The organism is Telluribacter roseus (genome assembly GCF_017355915.2).
Lineage (GTDB): Bacteria > Bacteroidota > Bacteroidia > Cytophagales > Spirosomataceae > Telluribacter.
Map to the genome: position 1 here is coordinate 109278 of NZ_JAFEUV020000009.1, position 19097 is coordinate 128374.

General features: G+C 52.1%; 17 protein-coding genes. 13 read left to right on the forward strand and 4 right to left on the reverse strand.

Annotated features, from left to right (window positions below; all coding sequences use genetic code 11):
• The first annotated feature begins 32 nt into the window (after positions 1–32).
• The 7 genes from JTN23_RS17015 to JTN23_RS17045 all read left to right on the forward strand — a co-directional run bounded on the left by JTN23_RS17015 (position 33) and on the right by JTN23_RS17045 (position 8126).
• The gene (locus tag JTN23_RS17015; protein ID WP_247236227.1) at positions 33–1442 is read left to right on the forward strand and encodes an efflux RND transporter periplasmic adaptor subunit; all 1410 of its coding nucleotides are present in this window, start codon (positions 33–35) and stop codon (positions 1440–1442) included.
• Between the two features lie 334 nt (positions 1443–1776).
• The gene (locus JTN23_RS17020; RefSeq protein ID WP_247236228.1) at positions 1777–2784 is read left to right on the forward strand and encodes an NAD(P)H-dependent glycerol-3-phosphate dehydrogenase; all 1008 of its coding nucleotides are present in this window, start codon (positions 1777–1779) and stop codon (positions 2782–2784) included.
• 140 nt (positions 2785–2924) lie between these two features.
• Positions 2925–4313 (forward strand): leucyl aminopeptidase family protein, encoded by a 1389-nt coding sequence (locus JTN23_RS17025; RefSeq protein ID WP_247236229.1) that lies wholly within the window; start codon positions 2925–2927, stop codon positions 4311–4313.
• Positions 4314–4485: 172 nt separating this feature from the next.
• Positions 4486–5706, forward strand: a complete 1221-nt coding sequence (locus tag JTN23_RS17030) for an ATP-grasp domain-containing protein (protein WP_247236230.1) — start codon at positions 4486–4488, stop codon at positions 5704–5706.
• Positions 5707–5719: 13 nt separating this feature from the next.
• Positions 5720–6115 carry a hypothetical protein gene (locus tag JTN23_RS17035; protein ID WP_247236231.1) on the forward strand — a complete coding sequence of 132 codons (396 nt, stop codon included), beginning with the start codon at positions 5720–5722 and terminating at the stop codon, positions 6113–6115.
• A 38-nt stretch (positions 6116–6153) separates the two neighbouring features.
• Positions 6154–6636 (forward strand): nucleoside deaminase, encoded by a 483-nt coding sequence (locus JTN23_RS17040; protein WP_247236232.1) that lies wholly within the window; start codon positions 6154–6156, stop codon positions 6634–6636.
• A gap of 146 nt (positions 6637–6782) precedes the next feature.
• Positions 6783–8126, forward strand: coding sequence for a Gfo/Idh/MocA family protein (locus JTN23_RS17045; protein WP_247236234.1), 1344 nt, complete (start codon positions 6783–6785; stop codon positions 8124–8126).
• 80 nt (positions 8127–8206) lie between these two features.
• On the opposite strand, the gene JTN23_RS17050 is transcribed toward JTN23_RS17045, so the two are convergent.
• Both JTN23_RS17050 and JTN23_RS17055 read right to left on the reverse strand, forming a co-directional pair.
• On the reverse strand, positions 8207–8689 hold the full coding sequence (locus JTN23_RS17050; protein WP_247236235.1) for a hypothetical protein: 483 nt from the start codon (positions 8687–8689) through the stop codon (positions 8207–8209).
• A gap of 41 nt (positions 8690–8730) precedes the next feature.
• On the reverse strand, positions 8731–8961 hold the full coding sequence (locus JTN23_RS17055; RefSeq protein WP_247236236.1) for a hypothetical protein: 231 nt from the start codon (positions 8959–8961) through the stop codon (positions 8731–8733).
• Between the two features lie 363 nt (positions 8962–9324).
• On the opposite strand from JTN23_RS17055, the gene JTN23_RS17060 reads away from it, so the two are divergent.
• The 3 genes from JTN23_RS17060 to JTN23_RS17070 all read left to right on the forward strand — a co-directional run bounded on the left by JTN23_RS17060 (position 9325) and on the right by JTN23_RS17070 (position 12406).
• Positions 9325–10182: a 3-keto-disaccharide hydrolase gene (locus JTN23_RS17060; RefSeq protein WP_247236346.1), complete on the forward strand. Its 858-nt coding sequence runs from the start codon at positions 9325–9327 to the stop codon at positions 10180–10182.
• Between the two features lie 23 nt (positions 10183–10205).
• Complete coding sequence (locus JTN23_RS17065) at positions 10206–11306, forward strand: family 20 glycosylhydrolase (RefSeq protein WP_247236240.1); 1101 nt, start codon at positions 10206–10208, stop codon at positions 11304–11306.
• A 173-nt stretch (positions 11307–11479) separates the two neighbouring features.
• Positions 11480–12406 carry an alpha/beta hydrolase gene (locus JTN23_RS17070; RefSeq protein WP_247236241.1) on the forward strand — a complete coding sequence of 309 codons (927 nt, stop codon included), beginning with the start codon at positions 11480–11482 and terminating at the stop codon, positions 12404–12406.
• A gap of 3 nt (positions 12407–12409) precedes the next feature.
• Here the strand turns inward: JTN23_RS17070 and JTN23_RS17075 are convergent, their stop codons facing one another.
• On the reverse strand, positions 12410–14479 hold the full coding sequence (locus tag JTN23_RS17075; RefSeq protein WP_247236242.1) for a BatA domain-containing protein: 2070 nt from the start codon (positions 14477–14479) through the stop codon (positions 12410–12412).
• 279 nt (positions 14480–14758) lie between these two features.
• Between JTN23_RS17075 and JTN23_RS17080 the strand changes: the two genes are divergently transcribed.
• The 3 genes from JTN23_RS17080 to JTN23_RS17090 all read left to right on the forward strand — a co-directional run bounded on the left by JTN23_RS17080 (position 14759) and on the right by JTN23_RS17090 (position 18445).
• Entirely contained in the window at positions 14759–15316 is a 558-nt protein-coding gene (locus JTN23_RS17080) for a YcxB family protein (RefSeq protein WP_247236243.1), read from the forward strand.
• A 258-nt stretch (positions 15317–15574) separates the two neighbouring features.
• Positions 15575–16849, forward strand: a complete 1275-nt coding sequence (locus JTN23_RS17085) for a cation:proton antiporter (protein WP_247236244.1) — start codon at positions 15575–15577, stop codon at positions 16847–16849.
• 63 nt (positions 16850–16912) lie between these two features.
• A complete protein-coding gene (locus JTN23_RS17090) occupies positions 16913–18445 on the forward strand; it encodes a GH3 family acyl-acid amido synthetase (RefSeq protein WP_247236245.1) in 1533 nt (510 codons plus the stop codon).
• Here JTN23_RS17090 and JTN23_RS17095 read toward each other — a convergent pair.
• On the reverse strand, positions 18431–19075 hold the full coding sequence (locus tag JTN23_RS17095) for a hypothetical protein (protein WP_247236246.1): 645 nt from the start codon (positions 19073–19075) through the stop codon (positions 18431–18433). The genes JTN23_RS17090 and JTN23_RS17095 overlap by 15 nt on opposite strands.
• Positions 19076–19097: the final 22 nt, after the last annotated feature.

A 19097-nucleotide genomic window follows, 5' to 3' on the forward strand; every position in this document is an offset into this window, starting at 1 on the left:
GTACCCTCGTTGACAAATAAAATCTACTAATTATGGCTCGTAAATCTTCAAATCGTTTGTGGTGGATACTGGGTGGTATTGTGCTGGTACTGGTAGGCGGACTGGTAGTGGCCAAGCAGGTAGGCTGGATCGGCCAGACAAAGCCGATGGAGGTGGAACTGGCTAAGGTAAAACGTACCGATATTATAGAGCGGGTCAGCGCTTCGGGACGCGTACAGCCCGAAGTGGAAGTGAAGCTCAGCCCGGACGTATCGGGCGAAATCATTGGTCTTTACGTAGAGGAAGGAGATTCGGTAGTAAAGGGCCAGCTACTCCTTAAGATCCGCCCCGACAACTACGAATCACAGCTAGCCAGAGCCCGCGCCTCTGTCAATTCCAGCAAAGCTACCTACGAGCAGGCCCGGGCCCAGCAGGCGCAGACCGAAGCCCGGCTGATCCGGGCTAAAGCCGACTTCGAACGCAACCGGAAGCTTTTTGAGGATAAAGTGATCTCAGCCGCTGACTTTGAACAGATCCGGGCCAACTACGAAGTGGCCCAGCAGGAGATAGAAGCCGCCAAGGCCAACGTACAGGCCGCCCAATACAACATCCGAAGCGCGGAGGCCAACCTGAGAGATGCCGCCGAAAACCTCCGCAAGACTACCATATTTGCCCCGGTAAGTGGTGCCATTTCACTGCTGAACGTAGAGATCGGCGAACGGGTGGTAGGTACTACGCAGATGGCTGGTACCGAACTGATGCGCATCGCCAACCTCAACAACATGGAAGTGCGCGTCAATGTCAACGAAAACGATATCGTACGGGTAGCCGTGGGGGATACCGCCGAAATAGATGTGGATGCCTACAGCTCCACCGACCGGAAGTTCAAGGGGATAGTGACCGAGATTGCCAACACGGCCAGCGGCCTGGCTGCATCGGGCGCCTCAGCTTCACTTTCTTCCGCGGCCGATGCCGTCACGGAGTTTGAAGTAAAAATCCGGATCATGAACGAATCATTCCGCGACCTGATGCCCAAAAGAGGGAAGAGAACCTACCCTTTTAAGCCGGGTATGACAGCCTCCGTTGATATTATTACCGAACGTAAAGCCAGGGTACTTTCGGTACCCATTGCGGCTGTAACTACTCGCGATACTACCGCTGCGCAGCCCACACCCCCGGGACAACAGGCGGCCCCCGCCAGTCAGCAGGCCACTACGCCAGCCAAAGCGGCCCCTATCAGGGAGGTGGTATTCGTCAATACTATGGGAAAAGCACAGCGCCGGGAGGTCCAGACGGGTATCAGCGATTTCGAGAATATTGAAATAGTATCTGGCCTTACCGAAGGCGAAGAAGTAGTTTCCGGTCCCTTTGCGGTAGTCTCTAAACGCCTCAGTGATGGTGACTTAATAGAAAAAAAGAAACCGGAGGTGAAAAAAGAGCAAAAAAAATCCAATGAAAACTGAAAGTAGAGCGTTGTAACTGTATAATTCGATTTAGTTTAGGTTAAGAAGATGGAAATCCTCGTGGCACCTGCCGCGAGGATTTTTTCATTTCTGCTGTTCTTCCCCTGTTTTTGCTGTCAATTCCGCCGTAGCCCCAGCTTCCCAATCTTTCTATTTTCGTTGAGTTTCCTCATTTTTCTGTGCCATATTGAAAAGATTTTGGTTAAATAAAGAGCTGCATCCGCCAAGGAAGCGTAGTTTTAGCCCCTAAATCAACATACAGCACTCTATGAAGTTGAGCGGTACCGTACCTCTGACGAGGGATTACGTCTCAATATTCATCTGGTAAGTACCTATGAGCACTTCATCTCCGGAAAAAATTGCCGTCGTAGGAGGCGGAAGCTGGGCTACCGCCCTCGTCAAAATATTGAGCGAACAACCCAACGTACAGATACGCTGGTGGCTGCGTAATGCCGATGACATAGCCCATATCCGTACCTACCACCACAATCCCAGCTACCTGAGCGATGTGTACCTATCGCCCAGGAAAGTGAAGGTTTGTGAAAAGATCCGGGATGCCGTACGCGGCGCCAGCTACGTCATATTAGCCATACCGGCGGCCTTTGTGCAGGAACCGATGCAGGAACTTACACCCGAGCACCTCCGCGGCAAGCGAATCGTATCGGCCATCAAGGGCATGGTACCTTCCAGTAACCAACTAGTTACCGACTGGGTCGAAAGTGCTTTTGAGGTACCTCTGGATGATATCTGTGTAATAGCGGGCCCCTGCCACGCCGAGGAAGTAGCTCTCGAAAAGCAGAGCTACCTGACCATAGCCTCTACCGGATATAGCTGCGCCGAAGAATTTGCCCGGCTCATGACCTGCCGCTTTGTAACAGCCCATCCGCTCACGGACCTGTACGGAGTAGAATACGCCGCTGTCATGAAAAACATTGTAGCGCTGGCCTGTGGCATCACGCACGGTATTGGCTACGGTGACAACTTCCAGGCCGTGATGGTGTCCAACGCCATGCAGGAGATCCGCCGCTTTGTAACAGCCGTCGACCCCCGGGAGCGCGACCTTAGCTCCTCGGCCTACCTGGGCGACCTGCTCGTAACGGCCTACTCCCAGTTTAGCCGCAACCGCTTATTTGGCAACATGATCGGCCGGGGCTACAGCGTAAAAGCCGCCCAATTAGAAATGAAGATGATTGCTGAGGGCTACTACGCCGTCAACAGCATTCATACCATGAATGAAACCTATAAGGTGCCCATGCCCATTACCGAAGCCGTATACCGTATCCTGTACAAGCGGGCGGCTCCGGCCCAGGAGATGGAAGCCCTGAAGCAGTATCTGCGGTAGTAACCAGGTAGTAAAAGGCTAAAACAAAAATCCCCTAAACGGCATTACTTAGCAGAGGCCCGACGGTAGGTAGTCCCTGACGTAAGCACGTTGAAGTGATTATCATTACCTGGCCTTAACCATCTATACTACTACCTGCTATGAATAGTACACTAGTCCGGGAAAGGGATGAGTCACAACTACTGATCCGACTGTTTGAGGAGGCTCCGGCCAATCATCCGCACTTTAAAGCTGAAAAAAACGAAATCTGGTGGCCTTCGGAAAAAGAGCTCTGGCTGGGCTTAGGAAAAAAGGCCATGCCCGCCGGACTCCTAAAGACTATACGGCTGCTCTTTCACAAGCGCAAGGACCGCTGGCCCGCTCAGGTAGTGGTGGACCTCAGTGACTGCCCCTTAAACTGGATAGAAGCTGCCGTGAATGGTGTAGTGCTGGGTGGCTATTCTATTCAGCTATACAAATCCGACCGGAAGCCCCTCAGCCCCCTGTACGGTGATAAAGGACAACTGAGCATCTGGTCCGGATCAGCCGATACACACGAAGTAGAAAGGACCATCCGCAAAGCCCACGAAACGGCTCTGGTACAGATGCGGATCATGGACCTGATGAACAGCCCGGGTAACCGGAAGCCCCCCCGCGTACTGGCTGAGTGGGCCCTGGAGTCGGGGCGGCAGTACGGCTACCGCGTTACGGTACTCGAAAAGGATGCCCTGCAGGCTATGGGGATGCACGCACTTCTGTCGGTCAACAAGGGGAGTATGGAGCCTCCGGTCATGATCCTGACCGACTATACGCCCGCTAAATACCAGAAGACCATCGCGCTGGTAGGTAAGGGTATTACGTTTGATACCGGAGGTATCTCCATAAAGCCCTCCGCTAACATGCACCTCATGAAGAGCGACATGGGCGGAGCGGGAGCCGTACTGGGCGCTGTAGAACTGGCGGCCCGCCTGAAGCTGCCGGTACGGGTACTTGGGATTATTCCATCTACCGAAAACTGCGTGGACGGAGCCAGCACCAAGCCCGGTGATGTCATAGACTCCTATGCCCGCAAAACCATCGAAGTAATAGATACCGACGCCGAAGGGCGACTGGTGCTGGCTGATGGCCTCAGCTACGCCGTTCGGGATCTCAAACCCGACGTAGTCATCGACCTCGCCACCCTGACGGGCAGCGTCATCCAGACGCTCGGCTACCACGCCGCCGGCCTCTTTACCAACAATGAGCAGCTGGCTACTCAACTCACCCAGGCCGCCGAAGCCACCGGTGAGCGGGTATGGCGCCTGCCCATCTGGGACGAGTACAAGGAGGAAGTAAGCTCTGACATAGCCGATATAAAGAACTTCCACGGGAAGCCACTGGCCGGTGCTATTGTAGCCGCCAAGTTTCTGGAAGAATTTACCGATGAACATCCGGCCTGGGCCCACCTGGATATAGCCGGTACTGCCTTTGGTGATACCGAATTCACCCCCAACCGGGCGGGTACTGCCTACGGAGTACGGCTCCTGCGTCAGTACCTGGAAGGTCTCTAGCCAATCGAAGCAGGTCGAGTATTGATTATTGGATTGGCTATCTGAATTACGAACTAAGCGATTCCTTCACTCGACCCTCTCCATCCGAAAGACGGAAACTCCTTTCCCCCTTTCACACAAAAGTATATATTTGGTAAAACGACAAACGGAGAATCCCAAACCGACCGATACCATGTCACAACCCCTCACTTTTCTTTGTATATCCTCCTACTTCAAGGGAAATGACTTCCTCCGAGCCTGCAAGGAAGCTGGCAATACCGTATACCTGCTCACTAATAAGAAACTCGAAGGACGCCCCTGGGTGCGCGACTATATAGATGACTTCTTCTACATGGAGGAAGAATCAGACGGCAGCTTTAACATGCAGAATGTTATCAAAGGCCTGGCGTACGTCATGCGTACCCGGCCGGTCGATCGCATTGTAGCCCTGGACGACTTTGATGTAGAAAAAGCGGCCCTGCTGCGCGAGACCTTCCGGATACCCGGAATGGGGCAGACCACAGCCCGCTACTTCCGCGACAAGCTTGCTATGCGGGCCAAGGCCGCCGAGGCCGGTATACGTATTCCGGCCTTTTCGGCCCTGTTCAACGACTTCGCCATCCACCAGTTTACCGAGCGCACGCCCGGCCCCTGGATGATCAAGCCCCGCTCTGAGGCTTCCTCAACGGGCATCAAAAAACTGCACACGACCGAAGAGCTCTGGGAGGTCATCCACAGCTTGGGCGACCGCCGGCATGAGTACCTGGTGGAGCAGTACAAGCCGGGTGAGGTATACCACGTGGACTCGCTGTCGATGAACGGCAGGGTCGTTTTTATCTGGTCCAACCAGTACATAGCGCCGCCCTACGATGTGGCCCATGGCGGAGGGATATTCCGGTCGGTGACGGTACCCTTCAATACATCCGAGTCACGTGCCCTCGAGACCATGACCGTAGATGTACTGAAAGCCTTTGGCATGCAGCACAGCGCCTCGCATACCGAGATTATCCGTAGTCACGAAGACGGGCACTACTACTTCCTCGAAACCTCCTCCCGCGTGGGCGGAGCTCATCTGGCTGATATGGTTGAGGCCTCGTCGGGCATAAACCTCTGGCGCGAATGGGCCAAAATGGAAACGTCCGTAGCCCGTGGTGAAAGCGAAAAGTACAAGCTGTCTCCTACCCGCAACGAGTACTCAGGCATTATTATCTCGCTGGCGCGGCAGCAGTGGCCCGACCTGGCACCATTCAACGCACCGGAAGTAGTATGGACCATGCAGGAAGAGTACCATGTAGGCTGCGTGGTACGTTCGAAGAGCCGTGAGCGGGTACTCGAACTACTGGGGAACTACGCGGAGATTATCCAGAACGAGTACCACGCCTCTGCCCCGGCTCCCGAGCGGCCGGCTCATTAATCCGTAGATTAGTATGAAAAAGCTTGTCTACCTCTTGGGTGTTATTATAGCTGTATTAGCCGGTTGTAAGCGTATTGATCCGTCACCCACGGTGAGCTTTGTTATTGACAACACAAGTTCAGGATCAATTAAAGAGGCTGTACTCTCAATAGAAGGAAATGGAGAGACTTACGATTTGACCCATGTAGCTACTATTCTTCCTGGCTCCCGAAAAAGTATGGTAACCAGCCTCAGGAATAGCAGGGAGATCAGGGAAGGCCAGTATAAAGTGTCTGTTGTGGTTGACAATGGTGCTACCTATCAGAAAGGGTTCGGATACTTCACCAACGGAATTGATCCAACCCGTGATAAGACGTACACTATTACAGTCACAGACACTGCTATTGACGTAAAATCAGGCTTGCAATAAGCATCATCAGCAAACAGACCATTATCCACCTAGTAACCATGTCAGAAAAAAGTAAAGAGTACTATTTGAACCGGGCCGTCGAACTGTCTATCAAGGGAAGTACCGAAGGAAAAGGCTACCCGTTCGGAGCCGTAGTAGTGCGCAACGGCGAGATAGTAGGCGAAGGCCATAACCAGGTATACGATTCGCAGGACCCCACCGCGCACGCCGAGGTAGTAGCCATCCGGAACGCCTGCAAAAACCTCAATACCTTTGAACTACCCGACTGCGAACTATATACCTCCTGCGAGCCCTGCCCCATGTGCCTGGGTGCCATCTACTGGGCCAGGATCAGCCGTGTGTACTATGCTAACTCCCGCCACGATGCCGCTGCTATTGGCTTCGATGATGCCCTGATCTATGAGGAGATACCGCTCCCCATTTCGGAAAGAAAAGTAGAGATGATCCAGATGGACAAAGCGGAGGCAATGAAAGCCTTTGAGCTGTGGGAAAAGGCCTCGGACAGAGGAGCTGTGCTTTAGTACTACTTAGGCCCTAACAACATGATTGACAGGGAGTAAATCCAAAGCAGGCAGTAAGAAGTTAAGGCTGATTGACGGGTAGCTTTGCGTAGCTATATCCTTTTGGATATACTCAAAACAGACCACTACTCTTAACTACCTGCCGCATGGAAAGACGTTCCTTTATTCAGAAAACCGCTCTCTCTGCACTGGGGGCTGGATTATTTACCCTCCCCCCTATCGAGCTACTGGCTCAGCAGCGTAAGCGCGTATCGGCCAACGATAAACTACAGCTGGGCGTCATTGGCTGCAACGGCATGGGCTGGTCGGACCTGCGGTCGCACCTGCAGCTAAGCGACGTAGAATGCGTGGCCCTGGCCGATGTAGACCAGAGTGTACTGGATAAGCGCGCCGTGGATGTCGAGAAAATACAGGGCAAGCGACCGGCCCTCTACAAGGACTACCGCAAAATGCTCGAGAACAAAGATCTGGATGCGGTCATCATAGGTACTCCTGATCACTGGCACTGCCTGGCCCTGACCGACTCGCTATCTGCCGGTAAGCACGTATACTGTGAGAAGCCCCTGGCCAACTCCATTGAAGAGTGTAACATTATGCTTTCGGCCGCCAAGCGTTACAACAACAAGATGATTCAGGTGGGGCAGTGGCAGCGCAGCGGGTCCCACTACGAGAAGGCTATCGAATACGTACGCTCCGGTAAGCTGGGCAACATTCGTCTGGTGAAGGTGTGGGCCTACCAGGGCTGGATGAATCCCGTGCCGGTTCGTCCCGACAGTGCTCCTCCCGCGGGCGTAGACTACGATCTGTGGCTGGGACCGGCTCCCAAGCGGGCCTTCAACCCTAACCGCTTCCACTTCAACTTCCGCTGGTTCTGGGATTACGCGGGTGGCCTGATGACCGACTGGGGCGTCCATGAGATCGATATTGCCCTCTACGCCATGAATGCCAAGGCTCCCAAGTCGGTGATGGCATCGGGTGGAAAACTGGCCTACCCGGATGATGCTTCCGAAACACCGGATACCCTGCAGGCTATCTTTGAGTACGACGGGTTCAACATGCTCTGGGAACACGCTACGGGCATCGACGGAGGTAACTACGGCAAGACGGAGGGCATCGCCTTTATCGGGAACAACGCTACGCTGGTACTCAACCGCGGCGGCTGGGAGATCCATCCCGAAACCGAAACCAAGGATGGCATTAAGCAGTACAAAGTAGCGGATATACCCGATCAGGGGCGTAACGGCGACTACCTCAACGACCACACCCGAGGCTTCGTACAAGCGATCAAAGAGAACAACCCGGCCCTGCTCAAGTGCGGCATCGAGACGGGTAGTATCGCTGCCATCAACGCGCACATGGGCAACATTGCCTTCAAGACCGGGCGTAAGATATACTGGGATGCCACCAAGGGACAATTTAAGAACGACACCGAAGCCAACGCCCTCATCAAAGCCAACTACCGCAACGGCTGGAAACTACCGGTTGCCTGACCTGCCAAAGTACTTATACAAACAGGAGCGCACGGTATAGTACCGGGCGCTCCTGTTATTTTAAGATATATGCTGGATGCTTACTTCTCCGATTTAAATTTAAGGGCGATCCGCGTTACCTGGGGATAGTCGTAGGCCCTGCTCTCCGTTTTCATTTCGAACGAATCTTCGTACACATTAATCGGAGCTATGGTCCAGGTACCTCCGGCGGTCGTCGTATCAGCCGCGCCCACCTGGATGGTCTTACTGGCGGGGTCCACCTTCCAGCGCAGCGTCATGGGCTGAGTTTCGCCTTTGAAATGCCCTATAAAAGTACCATCCTCCCTAAGTTGCACCTTCTCCATATACCGGTCAAAGGTGATGGTACCAAAGCTCTCCATCTTCTTCCCGTCCTTAAAGGTAAGGGCGTCATTCACGTATATTTCACTGAGAGCCCACTCAGGAGCCGCTGTAAGGCGGTTCTTTGCCTCATCCGGACCATCAGCAGCCTGACGACAAGCGGTGAATACAACAACTGAAAAAATTAGCAGTGCTAACGATAAGGTTGGAAACCGAGAGTACATAAGGGTATAGTGGAATGATATACCACAAATATAGGGCTGGTTCAGGATTCGGCTACACCATCAGGGCTATACATGGTTATAGCCATGATAAAAATGAGCGTTCCGAATAATAGTCCGGCTATACCTCCAAACCACAGGAAGGGAGTGGCACTAAGCGTAGCGAAGAACAGGGACAGAAAAAGGCCGATGAGGTACCAGCTGGATAAACACCCCAGAAAGGCAAAACCAAAGCCTTCCAGAGCACTTCTGAGTCTATTGTGTGTGTCAACCATTTGATTTGTAGATGATTTTATGGCTAATGATGATTTACATTACAGAGCCAATCAATTTATAAATAGTTGGAATAGCTTTTTATTTAAAAATAAACTCATTTTAATACAAAATGTTCAAAGTCGCTGATTTTACTCTATTTTTCTTTCTGTTATCTACTAACGTTGGTACTAGCGAGTTCTACCATTGTTGCAGGTCCGGCACACCCCGCACATCTTCTTACTTAAAGCAGCTCCATGGTTATAAATGGTAGTTTTGTGGCTTTGTCTGATGTACTTTCCAAAACGTTTTTATTCATGCAGTTTCTGAACAAATCACACCTCCTGATTTTAAGTATTGTTTTTCTGCTCGGCGGCCCGTCGCTGATGGCTCAGAAGAAAACCGCCAATACCAATAAGGACAAGAAAGAGTGGGTGCAGCTATTCAACGGCAAGGACCTCACCGGCTGGGACATCAAGATAGCGGGCGAGCCCCTGAACAGTAACTACAAGAATACCTTCCGGGTGGAGGATAACATGATCAAGATCGAGTACGATCAGTATGACAAGTTCAACGAGAAGTTTGGACACATGTACTACCACAAGCCTTACTCCTACTACATCCTGCGCTTTCAGTACCGCTTTGTCGGCAACCAACTGGCGGGCGGTGCCGCCTGGAATGTACGAAACAGTGGCGTAATGCTGCACTCACAGTCGGCCCAGAGCAACTCCCTGGGGCAGGACTTCCCGGTGTCGCTGGAGCTGCAGCTGCTCGGCGGCCTGGGCAGTGGCGAGCGACATACTGGCAACCTGTGTACACCGGGTACCATCGCCCATGTAGACGGTAAGCTCAACCTCAACCACTGCATCGACTCCGACTCCAAAACCTACCACGGCGACCGATGGGTACAGGTAGAAGCAGTGGTACTGGGCGACTCCATCATCCACCATGTCATCGAAGGGGATACGGTACTTACTTATACCAAGCCCATGGTAGGCGGCGGATTTGTGAGTAAAGACTACGACTGGAAAACCGCCCACATCGACAACGGCGACTATTGGATGCAGCGCCAGAACACGCTGCTGGGGGAAGGATACATAGCCCTACAGGCCGAAAGCCACCCGATCCATTTCCGCAACATTGAACTACTGGACCTCAAAGGCTGCACCGACCCGAAGGCCAGCAACTTCAAGTCGTACTACCAGAAGTCAGACAACACACGTTGTGTGTACGGGAAAAAGTAGAGCGACCAGATACTATTTAACCTATGAAGCATTTAGTACTACTCCTTTTCATACTATTCAATAGCTCGCTACTACTGGCTCAGGGTACTACGCCCGACAGCCTGGGTACGGTACGGGGCTTTTGTATCGCGGCCCCCACTCCGGCCGAACACGCCCGTTTTCTGACCTTTATAGAAAAAGAACTGGCTCCGCGCGGGGTCAATACCCTGGTACTCCGGGTCGACTATAACTACCAGTTTAAGTCACACCCCGAGCTGCGCGACCCGAGTGCGCTATCGCCTCAGCAGGTCAAGCAGATGGTGCAGCTGTGCAAGAAGTATGGCATTGAGCTCATCCCCCAGATCAACCTGCTGGGGCACCAGTCCTGGGCCAATACCACCCATAACCTGCTGCGGGTGTACCCCCAGTTTGACGAAACGCCCCACGTAACCATGCCCGAAAAGTATGAGTGGCCCAACGCCGACGGACTCTACTGCAAGAGCTACTGTCCGCTGCATCCGGAGGTACATGGGGTAGTATTTAGTATGGTCGACGAGATTATGGATGCCTTCGAAGCTAAGTCTTTTCATGCCGGTATGGACGAGGTATTTTACATTGGCGACGATAAGTGCCCCCGCTGCGGTGGCCGTGACAAAGCCGAGCTATTTGCCGGAGAGATTACCAGGATCCGCAATCACCTGGCGCAAAAGGGCCGTCGGCTGTGGATATGGGGGGATCGCCTGCTGGATGCCAAGGCCACCGGACTCGGTATGTGGGAAGCCAGCATGAACAACACCCACCGCGCGGTGGACATGATCCCTAAAGATGTGGTAATCTGCGACTGGCACTACAACCGCGCCGAACCTACGGCCGCCTACTTTACCATGAAGGGCTTCGACGTCATTACCTGCCCCTGGAACAAGCCAGCCGTAGCTACCGCGCAGTACGAGGCTTTCAAAGATTTCAGAGCTACGGCCAATCCTACCCTGGCTCCCCGCTACCGGGGCCTCATGCAGACGGTATGGTCAGGAGCCGGTAACTTTATGGACATCTACTACAACACCAAGCCCGTCACCGACCCAAATCAGAAGGGACCCATTGACAGTTTTGTGCAGCTATTCCAGACCATGAATAGCAGTAAGTAAAGCCAGGTATTACGATGAAGAAAAAGGCGGTGCTGTAACTTCAGTACCGCCTTTTTTGATAGCTAATCATTCCATTTACTGAATAGGTTGTTGTCAAATCGCAGCTACTACCCCAACTCTTAGCAGCATATAGTCGTTACTCTATACACAACCAAGACCAGAGGAGTACCTTCATGAGCCTGCGAAACCTGCTACTGACGTATATACTTAAGAAACAACTCAAGCGTGATCCGAAGGGAAAGACGCCCATGCAGATTGCCCGTGGCATGCGCTTCGCCATGAACAACTCTCCCTTTGCCATCAAAAAAGCACCCAAAGGATTTTCGTTTGAACCCGTTGACAATGACTATGTAAAAGGAGAATGGGTATATCAGACGGGTAAAAGAGCTACCCGTACGATGCTGTACCTGCACGGTGGAGGATTTATAGCCGGAAGCCCCGTGACGCACCGTGCCCTGACTATGGCGCTTGCCAAAGCTCTCAATGCACGGCTTCTGGTACCTGACTACCGGCTGGCCCCTGAGCATACCTATCCGGCGGCTCTGCAGGACGCTCAGAAAGCGTATCAGTGGCTGCTCGACCAGGGGGTAAGTACCACTAGTCTGAGTATAGCCGGTGACTCGGCCGGGGGTGGACTTACCCTTTCGTTGCTGACCCTGCTTCGGGACAGTAACATCCCGTTGCCGGGCTATGGCATCGTATTTTCGCCCTGGGCCGATATGACCGCCTCCGGTAATTCGCTAGTTACGAATGACGCCTCAGATGCTATGTTTTATGGAGAAGGAGTACGCGTATCCGCGGGTATTTATCCAGGCAAATCTGATCCTGCCAATCCGCTGATCTCGCCGGTTTTTGCAGATTGCAACGGATTTCCCCCGCTACTCATCTTTGCCAGCAGCAGCGAAGTCCTGCTGGATGATGCCCTGCGGGTAGCAGAAAACGCGCGTAAATGCGGAGTACCGGTAGACTTGCAGGTATGGCCTAAGCTCCCCCACGTATGGCCCCTATTCGTACGGATACTGCCGGAGGCCAAAAAAGCCATTCGCTATGTAGCGGACTTTGTCAATCGAGTAGATCGCACTCCCTCAGTACAGGTATGACGGCTAGCCTTTCATAAAGCGGATCAGTACAATCTCAATCAGGAAGAACGCCAGAGCCGCGTACAGGAAGTACTTCCAGAGGCTGGTACCCACATTCTGCTCCTCAAATTCACGCGCAAAAGCAGAGTCGTCTATTTTGTCGAAGACCTGTACATTCTTTTGTCCGGCAAATGCCGCCCGTAGTTCGTCGGGGCTGTAGTACTCTAGCTTCGACTCGGTGTTGTCGTGGTTCAGGGCCAGTAGCTGCTCTACCTTATCGTCCCGGACCAGTTCGTAGTAGCCGGCATCCACCGCCTGATCGCTACTTAGCTGGTTGCTCTTGGGCAGCTCCAGCACCAGCTGGTTGCCATTGAGCCGCTGTACGGGTATGATCTCAGCTTTGTTGCGGCGCAGCTTATAGATAGCATTGGGAGTGGGATTAGAGACGGCCAGCGCAATGGTGTTTTCATCAAAGGTATAGGCCGTACGCTGAGCCCGCACGCTGGTGGCCGCCAGCTTGTACATGACCGGCACAAACAGCGCGTGCTGGGCTACATTGCCGTAGGTCGGCGCGAGCGGCGCTCCAAAAATATACAGCTGACCCTTACCGGCGGTAGATTGCGTCAGGTACGGCTGCCCATTACGCAGGGACAGCAACGCATTTCCTCCTCCGCTCCACTGCCAGGTAGTAGCGGCCGAAGGCAGGTTCAGGTTTGTTTCCTGCCGTACTGATTCCTCGAATACATCACTGAAGAAAGGCGTATCCCGATTGGGTGGGTTCAACGGTACGGGCTGCGGGGTACCTTCCCCCTTGGCTATGATACTACGCACTCCCAGATTCCCCAGGAATCCTCCATAGGCACCTCCATCCGGCGAATTGGGCGGAATGACGGCCATAGTACCTCCCTTACGGACAAAGTCTTCCAGGGCAGTACGCAGCGAGCCCGACGGCTGCTCTACACCTTCCAGTACAACCAGGTCGGCCGTACGGAGCTGGCCTACGTCTACATTCTGCACGCTGAAACTCTGGGTACGGAACAGGCTGTCGTTCTGAAATACGTTTTCTATATAGTTGCCGCCGCTGCGCTGTCCGTAGAGGTGAAGGATCCGGATGACGGGTGAGGCATTGAGGACGAAGAAGTAGTCATTATCAAACGTAACCGGAAAATCATCAAAAGTAATGCGCCCCTGTCGGTAGCCTTTACCTTTTAGGCTGAAGTTGAATCTGGCCGTGGCTGATCCATTGGCGGGTACATTGACCGAAGCCGTCGAGGTTTGGGTATTGTCGAGGTAGAGCTTTACTACCATGTTCTTAACGGCTTCGCTACCGGAGTTGCTTACCTTTACAAAGAGGATGTTATTCTGCAGCTCCCGGATAAAGGGTGTATTGAGCCATACCGAATCCACAAATACGTTCTTCTCGGGCGTAGCCTGTACCGGTACTATAAATAGTCGATTGGTAGAGTCTACTTTTAGCTTCGACAGGTCACCTACCGTACTTTTCTGAAAATCCGATACCCAGAACAGCTGGTTCTGCCCGGCGTTGCGGTGCTGGGCCATGAGGTTTTCCTGCCGGCGGTACACGTCAGCCAGCGTACGGGGCGTGTGCGACAGGCCAATGGTAGTGAGACGGTCACGGATCTTATCCGCCGGACTTAGCCCCTGCTCCTGGGCCGAGAAGTCGTTGGTGACCAGTTGCATGGAAGTAGCGTTCCTGAACACCCCCATCAGGTCACTCAGCCTGCCCGTAGCAATATCCAGATAGCGCTTGTTGTTGAGCTCATTCTGCATGCTGTACGAGTTATCCAGGTACAGGCTGGTCACACCCCGGCGATCTACGGCAATAGTACTCCGGCTGGGCAGAAAAGGCTGAGCAAAGGCCAGCACCAGACACACTATTGCCAGTACCCGCGCCGCCAGGATCAGCCAGTGCTTTACCTTCCGGAAGGAGCTCGTCTGCGTCTCGACCGCTTTCAGAAAAGCGACGTTGGTGAAGTAGACCCGCTTGGTACGACGGAAATTAAAGAAATGGATGGCGATGGGTACCGACACCGCGAGCATGCCCCAAAGGAACGACGGGAAAAGAAAACTCATTCGGATGCTAAGGTTTATAGGCTAACCCTGAAGGAATTGGGGTTTCCGTTTCGAAAATCTTCCAGGTTTTACAGGTACTAACGATATTTCAAAGACACAAAGTACGCCAAAATACCTAAACCACTTTTATTTCAAGAGTGTTTCGGCTAAGTCGGCGGCTTTTTTCTAACTTTGCAGTCATTTTGTACGGAAGATTCAGGAACTATCCTTTAGCGATATAGCTTCTGTGAAAAGCCAGGGAGAGAGCGATACCATTTACAATTTATTATATCAAAGATTATGGCCAAAGTACCGGTAAATAAACATCAACCCATGTACCAGATGCCGTCCAACCCGGCGGCTGTCAAAACCAAGAAGTACGCACTTGACAACAAAAAGTACATCAGCCTGGCCATGCGCCACTTCATCAAAACCCAGTGGAAATGGGTGTTCGTACCACTGGCCCTGATCCTGGTCAATGCTATTCTGGGTATTACGGGAGTGTATCCCAACATCTGGATCTATGTAACTATTTTTGTCGGCGTTATTCTGTACCTGCTTTTCTGGGTCATCCAGTTTACGGGTATTACCCAGCTGGAACAATACAAGCCTCTTTTTGAGAAATATCAGTACGAGATCGACAACCGTCAGATCCTGATGAAGATCAACCAGAAGGAAGGCGGCGTGATGAAGTGGGAGCAGATCCAGGAGGTATATAAAGACAAAGAAGCGTTTGTGATGGTGATCTCACGCGGACAGTTTATTTACCTCCCATACAGCATTTTCAACTCGGAGCACGACCTGAAAGTAATGGAGCGCATCCTGAAGCAGAAAAACTTCCTGAAGGACCAGCAGTAATAAGTACCTGAAAAAGTCTTTCATCAGCAAAACCCGGCCCGCAGCCGGGTTTTGCTATTAAGCCCCTATTTACTCCTTCGCTCTGATTTTCTCCTTCTCCAATTTGCTCCTGTGGCCACGGCCTCTGCTCCTGCGGCATGCTTTTTATGATCACCTGATCTACGTATATACCCAACATTATCTGGCAAATTAGCTGAGCAGAACTCCTGCTTAGCATGTACATGGAACTGCTAACTTTACATCTTTGCCGCACTAGATATGAAGGATTTTTCAATTGGATTGACCTGTTTTAGCTTTTTGCTTCTGGCACTTGGACTAGTTTTCAAAAAACTCAAGCAGTCTGTCATCAGCGAGCCCATAGTCGCTATGGCAGCGGGTATATTGCTTAGCCCGTATGTACTTGATGTCTCTGACATGACCAAATGGGGATCATTTGAACAGATTATGGCGGTGGCCAGCCAACTCACTATCAGTATGGCTCTGATGGCTACGGCATTCAGAGTACCTAAGGAGTACCTTTCAGCCAACAAATTACTGCAGTCACTACTTGTTTTGGGAGGCATGCTGGGTATGTGCGGCATCGCCAGTGCCATCATCTATCTACTGTTTGATCTGGATTGGGTCCTATGCTTCCTCATCGGGGCTATCGTAACGCCTACTGACCCGGTAGTAGCCTCCACCATTGTGTCAGGAGAAACTGCTCAGAAGCTACTCCCGGAGCGGGTCCGGCATGCCATATCCTTTGAGTCGGGTGCCAACGATGGTGCGGCCTACCCGCTGGTACTCTTGCCCCTGCTACTAATTCAGAGCTCGGAGAGTGCCTGGAAAGACTGGTTTCTGAAATCTATACTTTGGGAAACCGGCGGAGGTATTTTATTGGGGTTACTGATAGGGTACCTGGCAGCTAAAGCTCTGGTCAAAGCCAAGCAGCTAAACTGGATGGAAGAAACGTCTCTGCTGGCGTTCTCATTGTCACTTGGCTTTTTTGTACTGGGAGTTCTTGAGCTCTTGCACTGCAATGGGATCATTGGTGTGTTTGCAGCCGGCTATATTGCTAATTATGTACTGGATCAGGATGAGGATATTGAGCAGGAAGAAGTACAGGAAGCGCTCGAACGCATTTTTACGGTACCCATATTTATCCTGTTCGGACTGATCCTTCCCTGGAACGAGTGGTTGGCGCTGGGCTGGAAGGCGGTAGCCTTTGTAGCAGCACTCTTACTCTTCAGACGCCTGCCCGTTCTGCTGGCTTTGAAGCCTTTCCTCAGGAAGCTTACTACTGCTGATATACTCTTTATAGGGTGGTTCGGTCCCATCGGAGTTGCGGCTATGTTTTATGCCGTACATACCCTGGCAGTCATTAGCCTTCATACGGTGTGGGTCCTGGCGAGTCTGGCTGTTTTTGGATCTACGGTAGTGCATGGCTTTACAGGTTATATTTTCGCAAAAGCCTACCATAACCGAACCGGCGGCAATTACACCGAACCTCAGGGAAAGCCTGCCCACAACTCCATCACTGATCACCAACTCTAATGGGTTCCTGACAAGGCATACTTTTTTTAGGTGAGCTACTGTACTTTAACCTACTACAAGTCCATGCCGATCATTGGTAATATTATCAAGAAAGCGATTGAACTGACGGATACCTTATCCGAAGAAGTGTCTCCCCACGATGCGCAGTTGAATGTGCTGAAAAGCTTACTAAAAAAAGCGAAGAACACGGCCTTTGGCCAACACTATAACTTTGAAGAAATACTGGCCAGCGAGAATATCCAGCAGGAATTTGCCCGTAGAATTCCCCCTCATGACTACGACAAGATGGCTCGCGAGTGGTGGCACCGTACGCTGGAAGGCGAGGAGGATGTAACGTGGCCCGGTAAACCCAGCTACTTTGCCCTGAGCTCCGGTACAACCAGCAACAGCAAACACATCCCCGTCACCGATGATTTGCTGGCAGCCCTACGTAGTACGGCCATTCAGCAGATCCTGAGCTTGTCGGAGTTTGACCTGCCGCCCCACTTCTTCGAGAAACAGATCATGATGCTGGGCTCCAGTACCCATCTCAAGGAAAAGGACGGCCACCTGGAAGGTGAAATCAGTGGAATAAGCGCCAGCACCATCCCGTTCTGGTTTGATATCTACTACAAGCCCGGCAAGGAGATCGCAGGTATTGACGACTGGGATGCCCGTATCCAGCGCATAGCCGAAAAAGCCCGCGACTGGGACATTGGCAGCCTATCGGGTATTCCGGCCTGGATCGAACTGATGCTGAAGCGGGTGATCGAGTACCATGGTGTCAATACTATCCACGACATCTGGCCTAACCTGATGGTATATACTTCGGGTGGTGTAGCCCTGGACCCATACAAGAAAAGCCTGGAAAAGCTACTGGCTCACCCGCTGATCTATATTGATACCTACCTGGCATCGGAAGGTTTTCTGGCGTATCAGAGCCGCCCCGATACCAAGAGCATGAAGCTCTCGCTGAACAATGGGATCTACTTTGAGTTCGTCCCTTTTGAGGAAAAAAATATGCAGGAAGATGGTACAGTTCGCCCCGATGCCGAGGTACATACTATCGATGAAGTGGAAGAAAACAGAAACTACGTACTGCTGATCTCCACCGTAACGGGCGCATGGCGCTACATGATTGGTGATACCGTACAGTTTACAGATAAGTCACGCAGCGAAATAGAGATTACCGGCCGTACCAAATTCTTCCTGAACGTGGTAGGCTCGCAGCTATCGGTTCACCAGATGGAGAAGGCCATCCTGCATCTCAATGAGAAGTACAACGTGGATGTTAAGGAATTTATCGTAGCGGCGGTTAAGCGCGAAGACGGTGAATATATCCACCACTGGTACATGGGCTGCGACTCCTGCGCTGACAACGACCAAATAACGGCGGCACTGGACGCTAACCTGCAGGAAAACAACAAAAACTACAAGGTAGCCCGGGGCAAAGCCCTTAAAGGGGTAAAGGTTACGATGATTCCGTCGGATATTTTCTACGACTGGAGCGAAGCTACCAAGAAAAAAGGGGGACAGGTCAAGATCCCCCGGGTTATGAAAGAAGAGCAGTTTCTGGAATGGGAAGAGTTTGTCAAGAGCAAGCTACAGACTTCCTGAGGGATCTGTCTCGGCTTCTTCCACCAGCAGCATAATATCATCCGGCGACAGGTACAGTCGCCGGATTTTTGCTTTGTAGCGCTTTGGGATCTTGGCGTGGTCCAGTATAAAGTTTTTGGCCGCTATGATCTTACTGGCCAGTCCGTGCTCGACGGCGTAGGTATCGGCCACCCGCTCAGCCCCCATGATGTACTTTCTTGAAAAAGAGTATCCAATCCCAAACTTCAGCATCTCGAAGGCATTGCGGTGCAGGTAGTCCATTATGTGCCCCAACTCGTGCCCTACCCACCCGATCAGTACATCTTTGGGCAGGGTTTCGATCTTCAGATGCTCACCTCCCAGCCTGAACCGGGTGTTCATCTTGATCACGTAGCCTCGCTCGGCCTGGGGCTTCCACATAGTACCCAGCTTAGGCTGCGCCAGCATCACGGAGTTACGGATACGGTTACTGAACCTGAACTCGATGTGGGTGTTGATCAACTCAGGGTAGTAAGAGAGCGCAATAAGTATCTCTTCCCTTAGCTGAACAGGGATGATTTTGTTATTCGCGTACTTCTCTAATGGGTTCTTATCTGTATGATTGGTTACGGAATAGGTTGTAGTACTAGTATCTGAGGCAGGAAGATTCATCTATACACGTATTGGTTACTCT

What these genes read in the sequence shown, in the direction of transcription:
- JTN23_RS17015 (WP_247236227.1), top strand. Translation starts at nt 33, where the DNA reads ATGGCTCGTAAATCTTCAAATCGTTTGTGGTGGATACTGGGTGGTATT.
- JTN23_RS17020 (WP_247236228.1), top strand. Translation starts at nt 1,777, where the DNA reads ATGAGCACTTCATCTCCGGAAAAAATTGCCGTCGTAGGAGGCGGAAGC.
- JTN23_RS17025 (WP_247236229.1), top strand. Translation starts at nt 2,925, where the DNA reads ATGAATAGTACACTAGTCCGGGAAAGGGATGAGTCACAACTACTGATC.
- JTN23_RS17030 (WP_247236230.1), top strand. Translation starts at nt 4,486, where the DNA reads ATGTCACAACCCCTCACTTTTCTTTGTATATCCTCCTACTTCAAGGGA.
- JTN23_RS17035 (WP_247236231.1), top strand. Translation starts at nt 5,720, where the DNA reads ATGAAAAAGCTTGTCTACCTCTTGGGTGTTATTATAGCTGTATTAGCC.
- JTN23_RS17040 (WP_247236232.1), top strand. Translation starts at nt 6,154, where the DNA reads ATGTCAGAAAAAAGTAAAGAGTACTATTTGAACCGGGCCGTCGAACTG.
- JTN23_RS17045 (WP_247236234.1), top strand. Translation starts at nt 6,783, where the DNA reads ATGGAAAGACGTTCCTTTATTCAGAAAACCGCTCTCTCTGCACTGGGG.
- JTN23_RS17050 (WP_247236235.1), bottom strand. Translation starts at nt 8,689, where the DNA reads ATGTACTCTCGGTTTCCAACCTTATCGTTAGCACTGCTAATTTTTTCA.
- JTN23_RS17055 (WP_247236236.1), bottom strand. Translation starts at nt 8,961, where the DNA reads ATGGTTGACACACACAATAGACTCAGAAGTGCTCTGGAAGGCTTTGGT.
- JTN23_RS17060 (WP_247236346.1), top strand. Translation starts at nt 9,325, where the DNA reads ATGGCTCAGAAGAAAACCGCCAATACCAATAAGGACAAGAAAGAGTGG.
- JTN23_RS17065 (WP_247236240.1), top strand. Translation starts at nt 10,206, where the DNA reads ATGAAGCATTTAGTACTACTCCTTTTCATACTATTCAATAGCTCGCTA.
- JTN23_RS17070 (WP_247236241.1), top strand. Translation starts at nt 11,480, where the DNA reads ATGAGCCTGCGAAACCTGCTACTGACGTATATACTTAAGAAACAACTC.
- JTN23_RS17075 (WP_247236242.1), bottom strand. Translation starts at nt 14,479, where the DNA reads ATGAGTTTTCTTTTCCCGTCGTTCCTTTGGGGCATGCTCGCGGTGTCG.
- JTN23_RS17080 (WP_247236243.1), top strand. Translation starts at nt 14,759, where the DNA reads ATGGCCAAAGTACCGGTAAATAAACATCAACCCATGTACCAGATGCCG.
- JTN23_RS17085 (WP_247236244.1), top strand. Translation starts at nt 15,575, where the DNA reads ATGAAGGATTTTTCAATTGGATTGACCTGTTTTAGCTTTTTGCTTCTG.
- JTN23_RS17090 (WP_247236245.1), top strand. Translation starts at nt 16,913, where the DNA reads ATGCCGATCATTGGTAATATTATCAAGAAAGCGATTGAACTGACGGAT.
- JTN23_RS17095 (WP_247236246.1), bottom strand. Translation starts at nt 19,075, where the DNA reads ATGAATCTTCCTGCCTCAGATACTAGTACTACAACCTATTCCGTAACC.